The 19,420-nt window shown below is 62.8% G+C and carries 17 protein-coding genes and 1 pseudogene; 5 read left to right on the top strand and 13 right to left on the bottom strand.

Annotation, left to right across the window (positions count from 1 at the left end):
- Positions 1 to 38: 38 nt before the first annotated feature.
- Positions 39 to 1,178, bottom strand: a pseudogene (locus tag AB3X98_RS19875) (2-isopropylmalate synthase); the annotation flags it as partial.
- A gap of 517 nt (positions 1,179 to 1,695) precedes the next feature.
- Here AB3X98_RS19875 and AB3X98_RS19870 point away from each other — a divergent pair.
- Positions 1,696 to 1,944 carry a hypothetical protein gene (locus AB3X98_RS19870; RefSeq protein WP_069263874.1) on the top strand — a complete coding sequence of 83 codons (249 nt, stop codon included), beginning with the start codon at positions 1,696 to 1,698 and terminating at the stop codon, positions 1,942 to 1,944.
- Between the two features lie 23 nt (positions 1,945 to 1,967).
- Here AB3X98_RS19870 and AB3X98_RS19865 read toward each other — a convergent pair whose 3' ends face one another.
- The 4 genes from AB3X98_RS19865 to AB3X98_RS19850 form a co-directional block, all read right to left on the bottom strand.
- Positions 1,968 to 2,420, bottom strand: a complete 453-nt coding sequence (locus tag AB3X98_RS19865; RefSeq protein ID WP_368605274.1) for a PA2169 family four-helix-bundle protein — start codon at positions 2,418 to 2,420, stop codon at positions 1,968 to 1,970.
- 149 nt (positions 2,421 to 2,569) lie between these two features.
- On the bottom strand, positions 2,570 to 3,574 hold the full coding sequence (locus tag AB3X98_RS19860; RefSeq protein WP_069263872.1) for a substrate-binding domain-containing protein: 1,005 nt from the start codon (positions 3,572 to 3,574) through the stop codon (positions 2,570 to 2,572).
- A gap of 33 nt (positions 3,575 to 3,607) precedes the next feature.
- The gene (locus AB3X98_RS19855) at positions 3,608 to 4,645 is read right to left on the bottom strand and encodes an ABC transporter permease (RefSeq protein WP_368605273.1); all 1,038 of its coding nucleotides are present in this window, start codon (positions 4,643 to 4,645) and stop codon (positions 3,608 to 3,610) included.
- Positions 4,642 to 5,415, bottom strand: a complete 774-nt coding sequence (locus tag AB3X98_RS19850; protein ID WP_368605272.1) for an ATP-binding cassette domain-containing protein — start codon at positions 5,413 to 5,415, stop codon at positions 4,642 to 4,644. Before AB3X98_RS19850 ends, AB3X98_RS19855 begins: the two co-directional genes overlap by 4 nt.
- Before the next feature lie 435 nt (positions 5,416 to 5,850).
- On the opposite strand from AB3X98_RS19850, the gene AB3X98_RS19845 reads away from it, so the two are divergent.
- The gene (locus tag AB3X98_RS19845; RefSeq protein WP_368605271.1) at positions 5,851 to 6,288 is read left to right on the top strand and encodes a GNAT family N-acetyltransferase; all 438 of its coding nucleotides are present in this window, start codon (positions 5,851 to 5,853) and stop codon (positions 6,286 to 6,288) included.
- Positions 6,289 to 6,654: 366 nt separating this feature from the next.
- Here AB3X98_RS19845 and AB3X98_RS19840 read toward each other — a convergent pair whose 3' ends face one another.
- From AB3X98_RS19840 to AB3X98_RS19830, 3 genes are all read right to left on the bottom strand, one after another.
- Positions 6,655 to 7,530 (bottom strand): phosphate/phosphite/phosphonate ABC transporter substrate-binding protein, encoded by an 876-nt coding sequence (locus AB3X98_RS19840; protein ID WP_368605270.1) that lies wholly within the window; start codon positions 7,528 to 7,530, stop codon positions 6,655 to 6,657.
- Between the two features lie 16 nt (positions 7,531 to 7,546).
- Positions 7,547 to 8,665, bottom strand: coding sequence for an acyl-CoA dehydrogenase family protein (locus AB3X98_RS19835; RefSeq protein ID WP_342947542.1), 1,119 nt, complete (start codon positions 8,663 to 8,665; stop codon positions 7,547 to 7,549).
- Between the two features lie 278 nt (positions 8,666 to 8,943).
- Positions 8,944 to 11,271, bottom strand: coding sequence for a beta-glucosidase (locus AB3X98_RS19830; protein ID WP_368605269.1), 2,328 nt, complete (start codon positions 11,269 to 11,271; stop codon positions 8,944 to 8,946).
- A 273-nt stretch (positions 11,272 to 11,544) separates the two neighbouring features.
- Between AB3X98_RS19830 and AB3X98_RS19825 the strand changes: the two genes are divergently transcribed.
- Positions 11,545 to 12,699, top strand: a complete 1,155-nt coding sequence (locus AB3X98_RS19825; protein WP_368605268.1) for an AraC family transcriptional regulator ligand-binding domain-containing protein — start codon at positions 11,545 to 11,547, stop codon at positions 12,697 to 12,699.
- 180 nt (positions 12,700 to 12,879) lie between these two features.
- Here AB3X98_RS19825 and AB3X98_RS19820 read toward each other — a convergent pair whose 3' ends face one another.
- The 5 genes from AB3X98_RS19820 to AB3X98_RS19800 all read right to left on the bottom strand — a co-directional run bounded on the left by AB3X98_RS19820 (position 12,880) and on the right by AB3X98_RS19800 (position 16,441).
- Positions 12,880 to 13,092, bottom strand: coding sequence for a hypothetical protein (locus AB3X98_RS19820; protein ID WP_028203895.1), 213 nt, complete (start codon positions 13,090 to 13,092; stop codon positions 12,880 to 12,882).
- Positions 13,093 to 13,122: 30 nt separating this feature from the next.
- The gene (locus AB3X98_RS19815; RefSeq protein ID WP_141710642.1) at positions 13,123 to 13,341 is read right to left on the bottom strand and encodes a hypothetical protein; all 219 of its coding nucleotides are present in this window, start codon (positions 13,339 to 13,341) and stop codon (positions 13,123 to 13,125) included.
- Between the two features lie 168 nt (positions 13,342 to 13,509).
- A complete protein-coding gene (locus AB3X98_RS19810) occupies positions 13,510 to 14,142 on the bottom strand; it encodes a response regulator transcription factor (RefSeq protein WP_069263858.1) in 633 nt (210 codons plus the stop codon).
- Positions 14,117 to 15,628, bottom strand: coding sequence for a histidine kinase (locus AB3X98_RS19805; RefSeq protein WP_368605294.1), 1,512 nt, complete (start codon positions 15,626 to 15,628; stop codon positions 14,117 to 14,119). Before AB3X98_RS19805 ends, AB3X98_RS19810 begins: the two co-directional genes overlap by 26 nt.
- 144 nt (positions 15,629 to 15,772) lie before the next feature.
- Positions 15,773 to 16,441, bottom strand: a complete 669-nt coding sequence (locus AB3X98_RS19800) for a hypothetical protein (RefSeq protein WP_368605267.1) — start codon at positions 16,439 to 16,441, stop codon at positions 15,773 to 15,775.
- Between AB3X98_RS19800 and AB3X98_RS19795 the strand changes: the two genes are divergently transcribed.
- Together AB3X98_RS19795 and AB3X98_RS19790 are read left to right on the top strand one after the other, a co-directional pair.
- Positions 16,440 to 17,492: an ABC transporter substrate-binding protein gene (locus AB3X98_RS19795; protein ID WP_368605266.1), complete on the top strand. Its 1,053-nt coding sequence runs from the start codon at positions 16,440 to 16,442 to the stop codon at positions 17,490 to 17,492. The genes AB3X98_RS19800 and AB3X98_RS19795 overlap by 2 nt on opposite strands.
- The gene (locus AB3X98_RS19790; RefSeq protein ID WP_069263852.1) at positions 17,492 to 19,354 is read left to right on the top strand and encodes a PAS domain S-box protein; all 1,863 of its coding nucleotides are present in this window, start codon (positions 17,492 to 17,494) and stop codon (positions 19,352 to 19,354) included. Before AB3X98_RS19795 ends, AB3X98_RS19790 begins: the two co-directional genes overlap by 1 nt.
- Positions 19,355 to 19,420: the final 66 nt, after the last annotated feature.

The raw sequence follows: 19,420 nt of genomic DNA, 5'->3' as shown, positions 1-19,420 counted from the left end.
TGCGCGCTGCCGCAATTCACGCCCTCGCCCTGACGTGCCAGGGCAACCAGCGCGCCATCGGAAACGATGGCCTCACGATCGGCGAGAGCCTTGAAGCGCGCGAACGCTGCATTCAATTCTGCATCGCTATCCATCATGACACCAAGCTCACTCAGGCGCTGTTTGAAGGCAGTTCGACCAGAAAGCTTCCCGAGCACGATCCTGTTTGCGCTCCAGCCTACATCTTCCGCGCGCATGATTTCGTAAGTATCGCGCGCTTTGAGCACACCGTCCTGGTGGATGCCCGACGCATGAGCGAACGCGTTAGCGCCGACTACCGCCTTGTTGGGCTGCACCGCAAATCCGGTAATCTCCGAGACCAACTGTGAAGCCGTGACAATCTGGCTTGCATCGACGCGCACGTCGAGGTCGAAGTGATCTCTCCGGGTCTTGACCGCCATGACGACTTCCTCGAGCGCCGTATTCCCTGCCCGTTCGCCAAGTCCGTTGATCGTGCACTCGATCTGCCTTGCGCCGCCCGATTTGACCGCGGCTAGTGAGTTCGCCACCGCGAGGCCAAGATCATCATGACAGTGCACCGAAAAAACCGCCCGGTCTGAATTTGGAATGCGCTCGCGTAGTTCGCGGATCAGTGCCGCATAACCTTCCGGCATGGCATAGCCAACGGTATCGGGTACGTTGATCGTAGTTGCGCCTTCGGCAATCACACCCTCCAGCACCCGGCACAGAAAGTCCATATCTGAGCGACTGGCGTCCTCCGGCGAGAACTCGATGTCATCGGTGAAACTGCGCGCCTGACGCACTGCGCGGCGCGCCTGCTCGTACACCTGGTCGGGCGACATACGGAGTTTTTTCTCCATATGTAGCGGCGATGTCGCGAGAAAGGTATGGATGCGAAAACGTCTGGCTGGCCGCAGCGCTTCGGCCGCACGTGAAATGTCACGCTCGTTCGCGCGTGCGAGAGAACAGATCATGCTGTCTTTCACTTCGCTTGCGATTGCGCGCACTGCCTCGAAATCGCCATCAGAACTCGCTGCGAAGCCCGCCTCGATTACGTCGACCCGCATACGCTCGAGTTGCCTCGCGATGCGGAGTTTTTCTTCTTTTGTCATCGACGCACCCGGCGACTGCTCTCCGTCCCGCAAGGTGGTATCGAAAATGATGAGTTGTTCTGCCATGCCAGTCTCCTGTAGGGATCGGCAACTGCATTGATCAGGGAATGGGGGGTAACCTTTCCCGCTGGCCGACGCTGGATCACAGCGCCCGACCGTTCGCGATTATAGCCAACAATATTTCAGGTGAACCTGGGGTCAACCCGCAACTTCAAAAGCCCGGTGGCGAGCCAATGGGCGGACCGGATGGGGACCTGCAGCACGACCGTCGCGTCGGGAAGCGGATGTGCGGGGCGAGATTGGGAAGCAACCCACGAGCGAGGCGAACTGTTCGCCTCGCGGACTTCATCCACGCGCTTGTGGCACGACGCCTTATCCATTTAGATAAGTATTCTTATCACAAGGCATTCATTCAATGTGAAAACATTCCATATTGAAAACGCGTCACGCCTCCAGGGGGCCGCGCCGGAGCGCCCAGGAATCAATTGAGGCAACCGCCTCCGGCACGCCCTCAACTGCGCACCGGGTCCAAAATATGCGCTGTTTCCATCAAGCGACAGCGCGCAAAACCGGGAGTGGTGTGATGAATCGGGAACGCAGAGCGAAGATCGAGGCGGTGGCGGGCAGGCTCATTCAGGAAGTGATGACGACCGGCCTCACATGGGATGAGGCGGTCGCTGTATTTGGCCTTGCCGCGAAGGCCACGGCACAAGCTGCAGTACGTCTCGGGGCCGGCACGCCCGCGGATTGCCTTACGGTGGCGCGCATTCGGTTCGAGGACGCCTTCGCGCAGGACGTGCGGGTGGTCGTTACGGAATCCGCCACCCAGTAGCGCCCACGTCGACCATGCTCGAGTCAGGGTTTCGTCTCGGCAAACTGGACTCGCAACTCGCGGATGCGATCGAGATCCTGGGCCACATCGCTATATAGCCGCGCCACCACGGCGTTCACATCAGCGGGCAAATTCCTTTCAAGCGCACTGTGAAACCGCTTCTCCGCGGTATCTTCGCCCTTTTCGCAATCTGCAAGGATGGCGTCGTCGGTGCGGGTGCCAACCGCGGATTTCACATTGAGCCAGCCGCGATGCAACGCGCCCGCAACGCTGCCGCCGTTTTCCGGCTTGCCGCCAAGCTTCACGACGAGTTCCTGCAACTGGCGCGCGCCACGCGAGCAGTGCACGGCACTTTCGAGCAGCGCTTCGTTCACGCTTGCGTGCTGTGCCCCGTCGGCTGCTTTCGTGAATTCGTGCTCGCCGTCCTTTGAAGTTTCGATCAGCTCGTTCAGCATGGCAATGACAGTGGTCGTCATGGGTTCGCTCCCGTCGAATAAACGCGTGAAAAGCTCCATGTTTCCGCATACGCCATGCCCGAACCGTCCTGCCAGGGGTACGATCGCGCCCGCCGCAACCTATGAGAGTTTCACCGCGTCGTGCCCCCGTACCTTCATCCCATTCGTCCTTAGCGAATCCCGCGCTTGATGAGCGGAATGAGCGAGTCGATCGTTGCGGGTGTCTGCACACCGGCGCCGGTGTTGATGGTCAGTCCCGCGAAGTGATAAGCCGCCGAGAGCACGCACTGCGTAACCGGCAGAAAGCCCTGCAGATAAAGCTGCTGATCGAGCGTCGCGGTGATGAATTTGCTCTGCAGCCCGGAAATCGTGGCAGGCGCAAGATCGATGCCGCCCACGATGATTTGCCCCGGCTTCTTGCCGGCCTGCTGGAGCGCCTGCGGAATGAACCCGGTCACGCCGCCGTGCTGGGTGCCGATGGCCTTCAGATCAGGGTGCGCCTGGATAAAGGCGACCAGGATCGGCACGGCGAGCGATGAATCGGAATCCACCTGAGGGGAGATATTGAGCCGGGTCACCTTCACACCGGCCTTTTCCAGCGTCTCGGCAAGGCCGCGGTCGGACTGGCTGCGCACACTCTCGTTGAAGACGCCATATTCGAGCGCCTCGTCGCCCTTCTTGAGCCCAGCGCTCAGCATGGCCTGAGCGGTAATCTGGCCGCCAACGTAGAGTTCGACGCCAGCGTAGCCGAAGCCCTTCGCGTCGTAGAGCTTCTGGTTATCGGGCAGCGGCGTATTGCCGACGGTCACGATGATGCCCTGGTCGACCGCCTGCTTGATCAGCGGGGCGAAGGCCGGATCGCCCGGGTGGCCCATGATGCCGATACACGTCGGCTTTGCCGCCATCGCCTGGCGGAACTGCGCAAGCATCGTCTCCGGGCTCCAGGCCGAGAACTGCTCGATCACCTTGATGCCGAAGGCGTGTCCCGCATCGGCAGCCCCCGTCTGACGTGGCAATGTCGCGCCGTCGCCGGGGTTTCCGCCCATCTGCATATACATCGTCATACCGGCGCCGAGTTGCCCTGACGTGGTCGGATCGGTCGCGCCGGCGTTCATCGAAAGGCCGAACGCAAGCACGCCCGCCCCCAGGAGGAATCCCGTCATGATCTTGTTCATCTCTCTCTCCTATCTCCTGATTTAACGGCTTTATCACCTCCCAAGCCTGAATCTTTCGCGCAACGCGCGCAGCCTGGCGGGATTCTCGACCAACAGATGCAGGATCACGGCGACGATGAACACCACCCCTTCGATCGCCTGTACCCAGAAGCCGGCGATGCCTGTCGCAACAATGCCGGCCTCCAGCATGCCAATCACGAAGGTGCCGAAGAAAGTCCCCACGATCGTCGCCGTGCCGCCGAACACCGAAGTTCCGCCAATGAACACGCCGGCCAGCGCCGGCAGCAGGTAGCCTTGCCCCTGGGTCGAGAAATAGTTCAGGTTCTCGAGCGTGAGCAGAACCGTGGCGAAACCGGCCAGCACACCCATCAGCGTGAACAGCTTCACCGTCTCACGCAGCACATTGATGCCCACGACCTTCGCTACGTTGCGGTTGTCTCCGATGAACAGCACGTGCTCGCCAAAACGGTGGCGATTGAGGATGGACCACATGAATATTGCGAGCCCGAGCGCCCAGAGCGATTGCATCGGGAGCACGCCGAACAACGTGCCCGTGAAGACTGCATAGGCTGAACCGCTGGCGAGCTGCTGTAGCGCATAGGAGAGCCCGCCGGAAAGAATCGAAGCAACACCTGCCCAGAGGAACTGCGTGCCGATCGTCACGATGATCGAGGGCATCCCGACCACCGCGACCAGCACCCCATTCACCACGCCGACCAGCGCGCCGCCTGCCAACGCCGCAACAATGGCTAGCCACGCGGATCCGGTGGTGTTCACGCACCAGGCGAACAGAAAACCCGAGAATGCCATCACCGAAGGGAAGGACAGATCGATCTCCCCCGCCGCAATCACCAGCGTCAGCCCGATCGCCAGCACCACGAGCGGCGGCACAGTGGTCAGGAAGGAGAAGTAGATTGGCCAGCCCAAAAACACGCGCGGTGCCGTTGCCATGAACAGGCCGACCACCAGCGCGAATACGACCAGGCTCGGCAAGCCCTCCATGCGGGCAAATCCCGGCAGACGCAACCCCACCGGGCGCACCGGCCGTTTTTCCTTGATCGGATCGCTCACGTCTTTGTCCCCGCAACCGGCGCCGGTCCGTGCCCGCTCTGCTGCAGCGAAATCAGATACCGCGTTAGATCCTCGAGGCTCATCTCGCCTGACTTGATATCCGCGACGATGCGGCCGCGATCGAGCACGACCAGCCGATCGGCAAGCTCGTGCACATGGGCGAGGTTATGTTCGATGTAAATGCAGGCGCGCCCGGACTCCTTAATGGAGCGCACGAAGTCGAGAACCTTGCGCACCTCGCTGATGGCAAGTGCCACCGTGGGTTCATCGAGAATGATCAGATCGCTGTCGAAATACATCGCCCGTCCGATCGCGATGCCCTGGCGCTCGCCACCGGAGAGTTTCGCAATCAACGAATCCGCGTCGATCCCCACGCCGCGAAAACCGAGCTGTTGCTTGAGAATATCGTTGGCAATGCGCCGTTCTTCGGCGACATTGATGAAGCCGAGCCGATTGGTGATCTGCCGGCCGACAAAAAAATTACGCCACAGCGGTTGCTTCTCGCCGAGCGATTTCTCCTGATACACCGTCTCGAAGCGCAACCGGTGCGCCTCGCGCACGGAAAAGCGGCTCCAGTCGACCTCTTTGTCGCGGATGAACAGCTTGCCCGTGCTCGGCCGCACGACACCGGTCAACACCTTGATGAGCGTCGATTTACCCGCGCCGTTATCGCCGATCAGGCCAACGATCTCGTTGCGGCCAATGGCGAGGTCGATGCCGGAAAGCGCGCGTATCTTGCCGTAGGACAGGCTGATGCCCTGCGCGCGCACGATATGCCGCCAGTCGCTCGCAGCGGGCGCGGCATCGCTCGCCGTCACGCTGCGCTCCGGCTCGAATGAACCACAGAGATGTTGTGTACGACGATAGCCATAAAACTTTCCCCTTTGCTTATCGCTCGCCGCCTCAACTTACCTGGAAAAGTCTCTGGAATATAGTAAGACTAACAGTCAAAGTCTAGTTCAAGAATCGCCTCGCGAGACCGCTTGTTTCATCGGGAAATTACTAGTCCTGGGCATCCGAATAACGGAATGTAAGGGACTTGGGCACGTCCACGCTTGATAGCAAACTTCGCGCGCGTGAGCTGACACGGTGGCCCGTGCAGGAGGCACGACAGCACCGTTCGCTACCACGGCGTCGAGGTCGACAACGTGCTTGAGATGGTCAACAATCACGGGGCCCGCCACTGCCAGTTTCGACCGCCACGAATGAATCCACCTGAATTCACACTTCGCGCAGCGACGCCCGCCGACGAGCCATTTCTGTTCGCTTTGCGCAGGGCAACGATGACCGAGCACCTGGAACGTGCTGGCGAATCCACCGACGAGCACACACATTGGGAGCGTCTTCGCTATCGCTACGGCGACGCTTATGTCATCTGTTGCGGGTCGGAAAAACTCGGACTCTTCAAGTTCTTTCGCGACCTCGATGAATGGACCATCGTACAAATCCAGATCCTGCCCGAACATCAGGGTCGCGGTATCGCGGCCCATCTGCTCGGTGAATTTCTAAGCCACGCAGACGACGCTCGCGTCCCTGTCAAACTCAGTGTTCTGAAGGGCAATCGGGCCATTAGCCTTTACCAGCGCTTTGGGTTTCACGTGGTCGACGCGACTGACACGTCGTTGCTGATGAGGCGGCGGTAACGCCGCCGCTACATGAAATTGCGCGTATGCAGCGCCGCAAGCTGCTTCGCCTGAGCCGGCTCGAAGCCAAGGCGCACCAGCCTCGTGTAGCGGCCATCGGCCATTTCGCGCATCAAGGTTTGAACCTGCGCGTAGCCTCGCGCCACGGCCGCCGGCGTCAACTCGCCCGCGGCGATCAGGATCAGCGCGTCGAATACCTCTTCATTGAGACCCGCGGTGCCCTCCAGTGCGTCATGACGTTGCTCGACCGCGTGGGCCAGACGCGAACGCAGGCGCGGCTCGCTGTTGAGCCGGTAATGCGATGGGACATGCCCAGGGCGACATGGCGGGCCTCGTCACTGAGCGCCGGCGTCGAAACCCAGCGACTCAATATCGATAAGCGGGCTCGGCGATTCGGCCCTGGTCGTCATAGAAAGCCTCTTCCGTTACCGCACGCTCGAGCAATGCGTAGCCACTAGCGCGGCCGGGCAGCCACGACCTGAGACCCTCCAGTTCGAGCAGCGGACGCACCCGCGCGTCGTTCCAGTCCATCGAGCGCAGCAGGTCGCCAAAGCGCTGCGCCGCTTCCTGCGGCACGCCGGGGCTAACCGTCATGTTGCAGTGATCGAATGCGCCCGTCGTGGCGACGATGCGCGACGCGCCCGCCGGCAGCGTCCCTTCGTCGGCAAACGCCCGGAAGTTGCCTGCGATCATCCACGTGGCGTCGATTTCGCCGCGCACGAGGGCGCTTGCCGCATCGCGTTCGCCGCCGATATGGTCGCCGTGCTTGCCGCCCAGCACATCGAAGCGGCGCGCCTGGTAGTCCTGGCCCGCGACGAGGCCGCCCTCGTGGCGCAGATGATCCAGCGGAATCAGCGTGGCCTGAGGCGAGTCGATCGCACCGAAGCCGATCGTGCCGCCGCGCAGGTCGGCGAGTGTCTGGACGCGACTGTCACGGCGAACCACGAGCACCGAATGCAGGTCGCGGTCTGTGTCGCGCATGGTGAGCGGCAGCACGGTCTCGCCGCGCGCCTGCGCGACGCGGCTCGCGCGTATCCAGGCAAGCGGGGAATTCCACGCGAACGCAATATCGCCTGCGAACTGGGCCTCGACCTGCGTTTCATAGTTCGAATAAAGCAGATAGTCGATCGCGACTCCGCGTTCGGCAAACCATGCCTTGAAGCCCTCCCAGATCGTGACGACCTTGGGCGCATACGCAACGGCGCCGAGCATCAGGGGGGCTTTTCGTGCGCTTGAGGACATGATGGGTGTCTCCTCATCAAGCAAGCGGCAGGCCGCACAGCACGCGGCCAACGAAGTCGTAAAGGACGTCCGAGGTCGGTCCCATGATGGAGGCGGCGCGCGCGTCGCGGAACAGACGCTCGATTCCCACCTCTTTGCGAAAGGCCGCGCCGCCGCAAATACGCATCGCCGTATCGGTCACGGCGAGCGCGGCTTCCGCGGCCACCGCCTTCACTTCGAGTACGCGCAGCATCGCGTCGGGCCGGCCCGACGCCAGTGCGGCGAGCGTATCGTCGCGCAGCGCGCGCGCCTGATCGACGCGCAGCTGCGCGCGGGCGAGATAGGCGCGGATGGTCGGCAGGTCGGCAAGGGCACTGCCGCTCTCCGCGAAGCGGCTGCCGGTCACGTGAGGAATGGCGCGCGCCAGCGCGCCATCGGCGATGCCGATCGATGTCGACGCAACGAGGTTTGCAAACGCCGGCAATGCTTCGCCATTCATGATGTCGCCGCCGCCCCCGTCAGGGCCGAGCATCGCACTGGCCGGCACACGCAAACCTTCGGCCTGGATCGGCGCGGACGCGTTGCCGCGCAAGCCGAGGCCGTCGAAGGGCTGCGGACAGTGCAGCCCTTGCGCACGGCTGTCCACGAGCCACAGCGTACTGGCGCCATCCGCGGCCAGCGCCGGTCGCGACGACCAGACGTAGGAGTCGGCTTCGACGGCGGACGTCACCATGCTCTTGCTGCCGTTGAGCACGAAATCGTCGCCATCGGGATGCGCGGTGCCGACCGGCGCCCAGAAATGGCTGCGCGAGCCGGTCTCGGACCATGCCAGCGTGGTGAGGTGCCCGCCTTGCGCAATGGCGCGCCTCACTTCGATGGGGCCGTATTTTTCGATGAGGATGGCGCCGGCGTAGTGCATGGTGACGACCATCGCGGTGGACGGGCAGTCCCGCGCGATGCGCTCGACCACCTGACACGCCTGCGCGACGCCCTGCCCCATGCCGCCGACCTCTTCGGCGCTGACGAGTCCGAGCAGACGTGCCTCGCCTAGCGCGTCGAGGGCCGCGCGAGGAAAGCGCGCGAGCTGATCCGTTTGGGGAGCTTCGGGGGCAATAGCGGTGCGAACGAGCGGTTCCAGCACGTCGATCAAGGACATCGGAGTCTCCCGGACAGAGTTGGCGGAGACGGTCGTCCGGGTCTGTGCTGATGCCGCGCACGTGTTGCGCAGCCGAAAATGGAGGACGCGCGTGCGCCGCTCCGGTGCATCTGTCGCATGCAGACCTGCAACAACGACTCTCGCACTTGAAGGAGCCCGCGGCGCATCGCAGCGCCGCAGGCCGGCACATTATTGCATCTGCCGATTTTCTCTGGACGCTGGATGTACCGGCTCGTCCGCAAGGCCTGGGCGCGCGCTGCGCCCAGGCCTCAGACAGCTCAATGCATATCGCCAACGACAACGCGTGCCGACAACGCGTTCGTATCGCGCGACGACGACGCGGCGCGAATCTCGTAGCTTCCGCCATGCACCTGCCACGCGTGCGTCGTGACGTTCCACGTCGCGAGGCGCCGTGCCGGGATGACGACGGTCACCTGCTGCGACTGCCCGGGCCGCAAGGCGACCTTCGTCCATCCCACCAGGCGCTGCGGCGGCTCGCCGAGTCCCGGCGGCAGCGTCGCGTACACCTGGGCGACTTCGGCGCCGGCACGCGAGCCCGTGTTGGCAACGGTGAACGTCGCGATCACACTGCCGCCCTGATCGGTACGCGTCCGGAGCCCCGAGTACGAGTAAGTCGTATAGGAAAGGCCATAGCCAAACGGGAAGAGCGGATCGATGTTTTTCGCATCGAACCAGCGGTACCCCATCAGGAGTCCTTCGCTATAGACGACGTTCAGGTTGTTCGGGTCGATAGTCGGCTGCGGCAGATCGGCTTCCTGGCGCGGGAACGTGATCGGCAGCTTGGCGGACGGGTTTACGTCGCCGAACAGGATGTCCGCGATCGCCTGACCGCCTTGCACACCGGGATACCACGCTTCCACTACACCGTGAACGCTGCCGAGCCACGGCATCGTGACGGGGCTGCCATTCTCCAGCACGACGATGATCCGTTTGGCCTTCGCAGCCACCGCGTTGATCAGCGCATTCTGGTCGTAAAGCTGATTGCTCGCGTCCGCCTTGTTGTCCGGCAAGGACAGGTTCGCCAGATCCGTGCCCTCGCTTTCCCACTGCGTGGCGAACACGATCGCGACATCGGCGCTGGCGGCTGCGCTAGCCGCGGCGGAGGCGTTCGTGCCGTCGAAATACGTCACCGTGGCCTGAGGCGCCTTGGCCTTGATCGCGTTGTACGGCGAGGACTTGTACCAGGTCGCGCAACTCGAAAGCAGCGGATTGCCGGACTGGCATCCCGACACCGCATTGCCGTCTGCCGCGGGCACGCCTCCCGACCCGCCTCCGGACATCACACCGACATCGGCATGGCCGCCGATCACGACGATCGAGTGCAGGCCGCCAGCGGCGAGCGGAAGGACCGGCTGGTTACTGCCGGATGCCGATCCATTCTTCAGTAGAACGATCGACTCGTGCGCGACCGCGAGAGCGTCACGGTTGCCTGCCGTCTGGTCGACCGAGCCGCCGGGGGTGGGCGGGTTGTCCATGACGCCGAGGGCGATCATGGTGCGCAGCTTGCGAAAGACCATATCGTTGAGACGGGCGACCGGAACGGTACCGGCCTGGACCGCGGCCTTGAGCGCGCTGCTGAAATAAGACTGAATGCCAAAGCCCGCGCCGGCCGTGCCAAGATCGCCGGGCTGCTCTTCGTCGAGACCGGCCATCGCGGACGCGACAGTGCTATGGTTGGCCGTCCAGTCCGACTGAACCTTGCCCTTGAATCCCCACTCTTTCTTCAGGATGGTCGTGAGGAGTTCCGGATTCTGGCAGGCATACACACCATTGACCAGGTTGTACGAGCACATCACGTTGCCGGGATGCCCCTCGCGCACGGCGATCTCGAAGGCGAGCAGCTCCGTTTCCCGCATCGTCCTTTCGTCGACCACGGAATTGCTCGTCATCCGGTTGGTTTCCTGGTCGTTCATCGCGTAGTGCTTCACCGTTGCGATCACGTCCTGAGACTGCGTCCCCATGGTGCGCGCCGCACTCATCGTGCCGGTCAGGACGGGATCTTCGCCCATGTACTCGAACGTGCGGCCGTCGCGCGGTTCTCGCGCCAGATTGACCCCGCCACCCAGCCCTTCCGCGTAGCCGAGCACGCGCAGTTCACGGGCAATACGCGAGCCGTAGGCCCCCGCGAGCGCCACATCCCAGCTCGAGGCGAGCCCGATCGGTGCGGGAAAAGCCGTGGCATGCGCGTTCTGCACGTTCACGCCGCCAGCCGAATCCGCGGTGGCCAACGGGGGAATGCCCAGGCGACTGATACCGGGGATATAACCGGCGCCCTGCACCCACGATGGAAACGGGCCACCCAGACCGACGGTGGGAATGCCCGTGCCGTGCACCAGCTGGATCTTTTCGTCGAGCGTCAATTGCGATACCAGCACTGCCGCGCGCCTGTCGGCCTGGTCGCCCTTCGCTTTCCAGTCAAAGGCCGGCTGCTGTGACGCACCCGAAGCCTGGGAAAAGAACTGCGCCACAATCGAAAATGGGCTGTTGCCCCATGTATTGCCGGTGGCAGCTTGATCCGCGTACGCCACAGAGCCGGCACACAATACGCCGGCGACGGCAATCGCTATTTTCTTCGCATTCCTCACGGTGTCTCTCCTGTTTTGCCGATTGCATGAGCGATGACCCGCAGGATTGCGGGACCGTAATCGGACTACATTTTTCTTCTAGTTTTATGTTGAATTGCCCTACGTAGCGAGATGACGATAGCACCGGAGAAACGTTGGCGCTTATCGTGCCGTCGCAGAACTTAACTTTGCGTCGCAGCATCAGGGTTTGCCTTAACCCTGCGCCGTTTGCCATTCCGTCGCTACCTTACAGGCAGTTTTCGAGTCTGCGCACCCGCTCACAGCGCCCGCGCAGTGGTTCATGCGGATTCGATATCTGGCCCCATCGGACCGTTTGAGGATTGCAGCAAGGATGCTAAAGTCACCAGCTACCAGCGGTTAGCCGAGGCGACGTTTCTCCGTTCCATGGTGTCTCCCATGACGACCGATCAAAAGACCGTTTCAAACGTCCTTGCCCAACTCTCGCTCAAGTCCGCCGTCGAGCACGGCATGTCGCCACACGATTTCACGCGCCTCACCGGCATCACCGAGGCGGAACTCGTCCATCCGGACGGGCGCATCCCCGCACACAAGCACATTGCCATGCTCAATCTGCTGGAGCCGGGCTACCAGGCTTCGGAGCGGCTCGAAATCTTTTCCAGTTATTCGTTTCGCGCCCCCATCAGCACCTTATTGGCCATCGTCACGAACAGCCCGACGTTGACGAAGGCCTTTGACCAGTTTCTGCGCTACCGGGTGTTGATCGGAAATGTCGATACCGTGAAGGTAAAGCGGGCAGGCCAGACATTCGAATTCGAATACGTTCTGGACGGCGCGGGCAGAAGTTCATCGAGCGCTTTCTATAATTTCCTGCTGCTCATTCGACTCGCCGAACAGTACAACGACGACGAGCCCTATCCCACCCAGATCGAGTTGACCGGAGAGGCGTTTGCGCCCGTCTCCCAGCTCTCGCACCTGTGTGGCGCGACGGTGAAATTCAGGCAGAGCCGCAACCGCATGCTGATGAAAACCGGAGCGGCAGACCTGCCGTATTGCAGGTACAACGAGATCACCGAAAACATTCTCTGCGGGCAGGCCGATGCCGATATCAGACGCTTCGTTGTGGGCCATTCGTTTTCTTCGAGAATCGAAGATTTCGTGACGAAGATGATTCGTGAGGCGCATGCCGGTCTGCCATTTGCGAACCCCATGGAAGAAGTCTGCGGCCGCCTTGGCATTTCACGCTCGACGCTGCACCGGCGCCTGCAGATTGAAGGGACGAACTTCCAGGCTATCCTGTCTCATGCGCGCCTCGAGGAGGCACGGCGGTTGCTGCCGTTGGCCGATTATTCGGTTGCCGCGGTGAGCGATCTTCTCGGCTTTTCTTCTCCCTGCGCGTTCTCGCGTTTCTTTCTCGAGAACAGCGGCAAGTCTCCTTCGCGCTACAAGTTCGAAAACTGCAGGCTCTAGTGAGCCTTCCGGGCAAACCGCGCCTGCGCTGTACACGATCGAATATTCGGGACCAGAAAGAAAGCGAACACGCGCGTCGAAATCACGATGATGTCGATGAACAGAGCGCACTACGCAACACACCTGGAAGATCAGATCGAGGCCGCATGAGCGCTCGACGCGCCGTCACGAAGGCGCAGGTCAGTGCGCCGGTCCGAAGAAGGCCTGCGCACCTTCCGATGGCGTCAGTCCGGCGGCGAAATAGCCTTCGAGGCGCTCGGCCTTGGCGTCGTCGAGCAAAAACGGCGGACGCACGAGCCCTTGCGCAATGGCGTGGTCGTACCACCGGCTCATCCACTCGCGCAGCTTCGTTTCATAGGGTGACGGCAATTCGTCTGGCGCGATCTCTTCCATGCGCAATCTCCGCTCGCGGCCTGACTGCCGCTATATGCTTGTCGCGACACGTGCTGCGCCCATCGAAGGACGCAGGATATCGGGTGGAAACACCTGCCATCCACGGTCGGGATGGCGGAAGAAAAACAGCGCGCGCGGTCCGTCCGCTGTCTGCGCCTCGATGAACACGCTCGCGATCCGCCCGGACGGCGCACGATGCACCGTCACGACCCGCACTGTCTGCCTGCTGGTGGGGTTCAGCCACTTCACGACTGCTGCCCCTAACGACTGCCGCACCGCCATCGCCGCCCCCCACGCTTTAGGTGAAATCATCGTAGACAGCCGTTAAACCGGCCGCCATCGGGACGGGTAGATAGTTCCCTCGGGATTGTCCGGTTCGTTTGTCAGGATTTCCTTCTCGCCGCGCACGACCGCGCGTTACTCGCCCACCAGCCCATGCCGGATCGCATAGCGGATCACCTCCGCGTTATTGCCCAGCCCGAGTTTTTGCATCAGCCGCATCTTGTGGGTGCTGATCGTCTTGGCGCTGAGCGCGCACGCATCGGCGATATCGTTGATGCTCTTGCCCGACGCGAGCATCTGCAACACCTGGAACTCGCGGTCCGAGAGCACTTCGTGCGGGGGCACATCGCCCGAATGCTTCTCGAACACCATGGCGTCGACGAGTTTCGGGTCGATAAAGCGCCCGCCGTCCGCGAGCTTGCGAATCGCGGCCAGCAGCACTTCCGGATCGCTGTCCTTCGTCACGTAGCCTGTCGCGCCGGCCCGCAGCGCGCGCGACGCGACCTGGGCTTCGTTGTGGATGCTGAGCACGAGCACCGGCAACGCAGGTTCCTCGGCGCGCACGCGGCGGATGAGATCGACGCCGCTGATGCCCGGCATCGTCATGTCCAGCAGCAGCAGGTCGACTTCGCAGGTCCGCAGCTTTTCGATCACCTCCGAGCCCTGCCCGGCCTCCGCCGTCACGACCATGTCGGCAGTCGTCGCGAGGATCTGCTTGAGTCCGCCACGCACGATGGCATGGTCATCGGCGATGAGTATTCTGATCATGGGGGTCTTCGAGCGGAACGTGGATCGAAATCGTGGTGCCAGACGCAATGCCGATGGTCAGGTCTTTGCAGGGCTGACTGTCGATGCTCAACGTACCACCAATCAGCCTCGCGCGCTCTGTCATGCCAAGCAGACCGTATGCGTACCTTGCATACGCGGCGGCCACGTCGAAGCCGCGGCCGTCGTCGCGCACACGCAAGTCGAGCGAGCCGGGCCCGGTGCTGAGCGTGAGCTCGACGCGCTGCGCCGCCGCGTGGCGCGCGACGTTCGTCAGCGCCGCCTCGACGATCCGGAAGAGCGCCGTGGCCTGCATGTCCGACAAGGCCGGCTCGCCGCTTGCCATGTGCAGTTCGCACGGGATGGCGTTGTGCCGGCTCCATTGACTGGTGAGCCATTCGAGCGCCGAAACGAGGCCGAAGTTGAGCGCCGCGGGCCGCAGGTGGCTTGCCACGTTGCGGACCATCCAGATCGTGCCTTCGACCAGTTCGCGCATGTCGTCGGCCCGGCCGACGGCCTCCGGATCGTCGGTGAGCCGCATCCGCAGCAGCGAGACGTCCATTTTCAGCGCCGTCAGCAACTGGCCGAGTTCGTCCTGAATCTCCAGCGCGCTGCGCTTGCGCTCGTCTTCGCGCATTCCCTCCAGATAAGCCGACAGGGCCCGCTGCTGCTCGCGCGAGCGCACGAGTTCGTCTTCCACGCGCTTGCGGCCGGAAATGTCGTGCAGGCCGACGTAAATGGCCGGTGCGCCATCGTAGTTCGACAGCCGTGCTGTCGCCATGGCCCAGAACTGCGTCCCGTCCGGCCGACGCAGATTCACCTCCGCGTCGCTGAAGCTGCCTTGGGCCGCGAGACAGCGCACGAGTCTTTCGCGCTCCAGCGGATCGACGTAGAAGTCGACGATATTGACGTTCGCGCGCGCCGCTTCATCGAGGCGCAGCAGTTCGCGAAACCGCGCGTTGGCATAGAGCAGTTGGCCGTCGGGCATCGAGGTAATGCCCATGGCCACCGGGCCCGATTCGACGATCGCGCGAAAGCGCGTTTCGCACGCGTTGAGCCCGCGCTGCTGCATGGCGAGTTGGCGGTGGGCCGACCGCAACGCGATGTGCGTGCGGACCCTGGCCACCAGTTCCTCGACGAGCACGGGCTTGCGCACATGGTCGGCTGCGCCGGCGCTGAGGCCATCGGCGAGATTTCGATGATGGCCTGCCGGCATCATGAGCACCACGGGAATATCGCGCGTGCGCGCATCCGACTTCAGGCTGCGGCAGGTGGCCAGGGCGCCCACACTGGCGGCCTCTGAATCGAGCAGAATCAGTTCGGGCTGGGAGACGTACGAACGCTCCAGCACCTCGAGGCCGCTGTTCGCGGCGAGCACCTCGAAGCCCTCCCATACGAGGTGGTCGGCGATCAAGCGGGTCTCGTTCGGCGTACCGCCCGCGACAAGTATCGTGCAGGGGTTCGTTGTCGTGGCCTGCGAGTCAGTCATCTTGCCCACGGTTGCTCCGGCCCTGGTTACTTTGTTTTGTCCTCGTCGCCAAAGCCATGGCCCTTCGGCAACCCTTTATCACGTATGCAGGTAATACGGATTGCGCGCCCCGTTAGCCCGTTAGCCCTCTATGTTCCAGGTGCCTTACGTAGCGAACGAATGCCTCGCGGAAATTTCCGCACGGTCGATCAGTTCGTCGAGACTGCTTGCGAGTTCGCCAAGCGCCGATAACGCATACAGATCGAGCTTGTCCGCATGGTTGCGGCGCAAGTCTTTCATGCTTTCCTGCAAGCGCCGTATCGTGCCCGCGCGGCTGTCCGGCAGCGGCCAGCAGTGCATCAAATAAGCCAGCGGCATGAGATTGCGGGATTCGCACCACGTATCGAACAGGCGCATGCAGATCGAGTTCACGTCCTGCACGCGCGCCTTACGGTCGCCCCACTCGGAAATCATCGCGCGTCGCCTCTGCCAAGCTTCGAATTTTGCTGACGTCATGATGAGCCCGCCAATGATCGCGTGCAGTCGTCTTCGACTGCAAACGGTAAAGGGGAACCCTGAATCTTGTGTCGGGAAATCCTGAATGGCGGACTTCGAGGCGCAATCGCACCCTTGAATGTCTGCCGGGAATTTCCGTCCTGGCCCGAAGTAAAGCGGATTGTCGGCGAGATTACGTCGCGTTATGCTGCGCGCGACTGACCGTTCGGTTCCACACAATGCCGCGCATGGCATACGCTGATTTCGTATGAACAGAAGACAGATGATCGCGCAATGCGTCGGTATAGGCGCGAGCCTGATAACGATGCGGGCGACCATGGCGTTGCCGGTCAACCGTCCGCCAGCAAGCGTCGTATTCCTGAATCCGGGCGAAAGCGTGGAACACGATACGGGCCAGCACTGGCAACTCGTCTCGCGCTTCATGGCCGCGACTGCAAAACACTTTGGCATGCAGCTCGAAGTGCTCTACGCGGAGCGCGATCATCTGCTGATGCTTCGCCAGGCCGAATCCGTAGCGGCACGTACAGCGGCGCCCGACTATGTGGTGATCGTCAACGAAAAGATGGCCGCGCCGCAGATGCTGCAAACGCTGGCACGCTCGAGCGCCAAGGTGCTATTGATCCACAACGATCTGACCGAAGCCCAGCGTGCCCAGACCGGCAACGAGCGCGAACGGATCGCGAACTGGATCGGCACCGTCACCGCCGATGCCGGACGCGGCAGCTTTCGCCTCATGGATTGCCTGATCCGTTCGAACGGCAGCGGCCCCGCCCGCGTGATCGGCATTACCGGCGACCCTGCCACGCCGGTCTCTGCCGAGCGCGCCGCCGGGGTGCAGGCCGCGCTGGCGCGCCGGCCGCAGGACCGCATCGATCAGCTCGTCTATGGGGACTGGAGTTTTTCCGACGGCCGCGACAAGGCGCGCGTGCTGCTCTCGCGCTACCCGGATGCCAATATCCTTTGGGCTGCCAACGATTCGATGACGCTTGGTGCATTGAGTGCGGTGCAGGAGCGGCATCTGTCCACCATCGTCGGCGGGCTCGGTGCGCTGCCCGAAGCCGTGGCTTCGGTCATTCGCGGCGACCTGGCCGCGATCGTTGCAGGCGACCAGTTCATCGGCGCATGCGCGCTGGTCCTCATTCACGACTACCACTACGGCGCGGACTTTGCGCAAGTGGGCGGACCGCGCCAGCGGCTCGACTATCTGAAGGTGCTCGACAGCAGCGACGCCAGGCGTTACGCCGAGATTGCCTTTCAAGGCCGCACGTCTCCCGACTTCAGCCGTTTCTCGCGCGTGCAAAGCCGGCGTGTGGGCGCCTACACGTTCGATCTCGACACCCTGCTCGATTCCGCTTCAAAGGCCGCGTAATGCTGCAAACCCTGTTGCGTGCCCGCTTCCCACGCAGCCTGCATGCGCAGCTCATGCTCTCGCTGCTGGTGCTCTGTACGCTGGTGGCGGGCACGTCGGCGTTCTTCCTGCTCGAGCATGCGCGCGAAGGCCGGATCGCGGAACTCGACGAACGTGCGAACCGCATTGCCGATCTCCTCAGCCAGTCGCTCGCGCAGCCGCTCTGGAATGTCGATCGCGACGCGATCACACGGCAACTGAATGTGCTCAAACCGAATCCGGAGGTGGTGAGCTTCACCGTGACCGCGACCAACTATGGCGTGCTGGCCGACGCGAGCAATGCGCCGATGCCCGACCCGCAGGCGCGCGTGGTTCGCGTGCGGCCGATAGAATTCACGCCACCCGGCAATGCGCCGCCCGAAAAGATCGGCGAGGTCCGCGTGGTCCTGACGCGGGCCGCCGCCGACCGGGGTTTCGAGGCCGCGCGCGCGGCGGTGCTGGGAACGCTCGCGCTCGTGCTCGCCGTGGTGTACGTCACGACCTTTCTGCTCCTCAAACACCTCGTGCGCGAGCCCATCCGGCGCCTGGAAGAAATGGTCGACCGCATCGCGTCAGGCGATCTGGACAGCCGCTGCGCCATCGAATCCAGTGTCGAACTGGGCCGGCTGGCCGCGCGTGTCAACGTGATGGCGGAGCGGCTGCGCGACTCGACGGCATCGCTCAGGGAGAGCGAGCGCAAGTACCGGAGCATCATCGAGAATTCACTCGAAGGATTCTTCGTGCTCGATCGCAATGGCAAACTCTGCGACGCCAATCCCGCGATGGCCCAGTTGCTCGGCTACCGCGACGTTCAAGGCATGATCACGGCGCCACGCGACGACGCGGGCGCAGTTCATGCCAAGCCCCAGCCGTTTTCCAGCGGGAAAACGGCCCAACTCTTCGCGATGCTGCAATTGACCGGCAAGATCGCGGGCCTGGAAATCGAGCTGACTCGCGCCGACGGCACCGCGGTCTGGTGTCAGCTCAATGCCCGCGGCATACGCTACGACGGCGCGGCCCCCCAATGCCTCGAAGGACAGTTGACCGATATCTCGGGCCGCAAGCAGGCGATGGAGATCCTCACGCGCCATCGCGATCAGCTCGAGGAAGAAGTGCGCGAGCGCACGCGAACCGAGCAGCTGCTTCGCCATTCGCGCGAACAGTTGCGCCAGCTTTCGTCCCACCAGGAGTCGATCCGCGAAGAGGAGCGGCGGCAGATCGCCATGACGATCCACGACGAACTGGGCCAGTTGCTCACCGCGATCAAGATCAATGTCTCCTTGCTCAAGCTTGCGCTGAGCCAGGGCGCCGAGTGGCAACAAAAGGTGGGCGACATCGGCGGGCTGGCTGAACGCACCATCGACATCGTGCGCAACGTCGCGAGTCACCTGCGACCGGCCGCGCTGAATTTCGGGCTCCTGTCGGCACTCGAATGGCTCGTTCAGGACTTCACCCGACACAACGCAACGGTCTGCACGTTCCTGCTCGAAGGCCGCGAACCTTCATTGAGCGACGACCGCGCGACGGCGGTGTTCCGCATCGTCCAGGAGGCGCTCACCAATGTCAGCCGCCACGCGCAGGCCTCGCATGCCGAGGTCGTCCTGCGTTGCATCCATAACCACTTCGAACTCGAGGTCCATGACGACGGCAACGGGTTCGACGTGGCGAAGGCGATCCGTGGGGATTCGTATGGACTGCAAGGCATGCAGGAGCGCGCACGGATGATCGGCGCGCAGTTTCATATCGAAAGCCGGGACGGGCCGGGATCGACGGTTCGCATCGTGTTCAACGAGACGACGGAACACGTCAGTCGAGCGCTGCCCGCCGATAACGAACTCCGCTAGTCATGCCTCGTCCGCCTGGCGCTTTTCGCTAGATCCGAAATCCTGATGGTCGTTTCCCTGATTGGC

Origin of the sequence: Paraburkholderia sp. BR14312, from assembly GCF_040948675.1 — a bacterium.
In the GTDB taxonomy this organism is placed as follows: domain Bacteria; phylum Pseudomonadota; class Gammaproteobacteria; order Burkholderiales; family Burkholderiaceae; genus Paraburkholderia; species Paraburkholderia nodosa_A.
This window is presented reverse-complemented; position numbering and strand designations above follow the sequence as displayed.

What these genes read in the sequence shown, in the direction of transcription:
- AB3X98_RS19870 (WP_069263874.1), top strand. Translation starts at nt 1,696, where the DNA reads ATGAATCGGGAACGCAGAGCGAAGATCGAGGCGGTGGCGGGCAGGCTC.
- AB3X98_RS19865 (WP_368605274.1), bottom strand. Translation starts at nt 2,420, where the DNA reads ATGACGACCACTGTCATTGCCATGCTGAACGAGCTGATCGAAACTTCA.
- AB3X98_RS19860 (WP_069263872.1), bottom strand. Translation starts at nt 3,574, where the DNA reads ATGAACAAGATCATGACGGGATTCCTCCTGGGGGCGGGCGTGCTTGCG.
- AB3X98_RS19845 (WP_368605271.1), top strand. Translation starts at nt 5,851, where the DNA reads ATGAATCCACCTGAATTCACACTTCGCGCAGCGACGCCCGCCGACGAG.
- AB3X98_RS19840 (WP_368605270.1), bottom strand. Translation starts at nt 7,530, where the DNA reads ATGTCCTCAAGCGCACGAAAAGCCCCCCTGATGCTCGGCGCCGTTGCG.
- AB3X98_RS19835 (WP_342947542.1), bottom strand. Translation starts at nt 8,665, where the DNA reads ATGTCCTTGATCGACGTGCTGGAACCGCTCGTTCGCACCGCTATTGCC.
- AB3X98_RS19820 (WP_028203895.1), bottom strand. Translation starts at nt 13,092, where the DNA reads ATGGAAGAGATCGCGCCAGACGAATTGCCGTCACCCTATGAAACGAAG.
- AB3X98_RS19810 (WP_069263858.1), bottom strand. Translation starts at nt 14,142, where the DNA reads ATGATCAGAATACTCATCGCCGATGACCATGCCATCGTGCGTGGCGGA.
- AB3X98_RS19805 (WP_368605294.1), bottom strand. Translation starts at nt 15,628, where the DNA reads ATGACTGACTCGCAGGCCACGACAACGAACCCCTGCACGATACTTGTC.
- AB3X98_RS19795 (WP_368605266.1), top strand. Translation starts at nt 16,440, where the DNA reads ATGGCGTTGCCGGTCAACCGTCCGCCAGCAAGCGTCGTATTCCTGAAT.
- AB3X98_RS19800 (WP_368605267.1), bottom strand. Translation starts at nt 16,441, where the DNA reads ATGGTCGCCCGCATCGTTATCAGGCTCGCGCCTATACCGACGCATTGC.
- AB3X98_RS19790 (WP_069263852.1), top strand. Translation starts at nt 17,492, where the DNA reads ATGCTGCAAACCCTGTTGCGTGCCCGCTTCCCACGCAGCCTGCATGCG.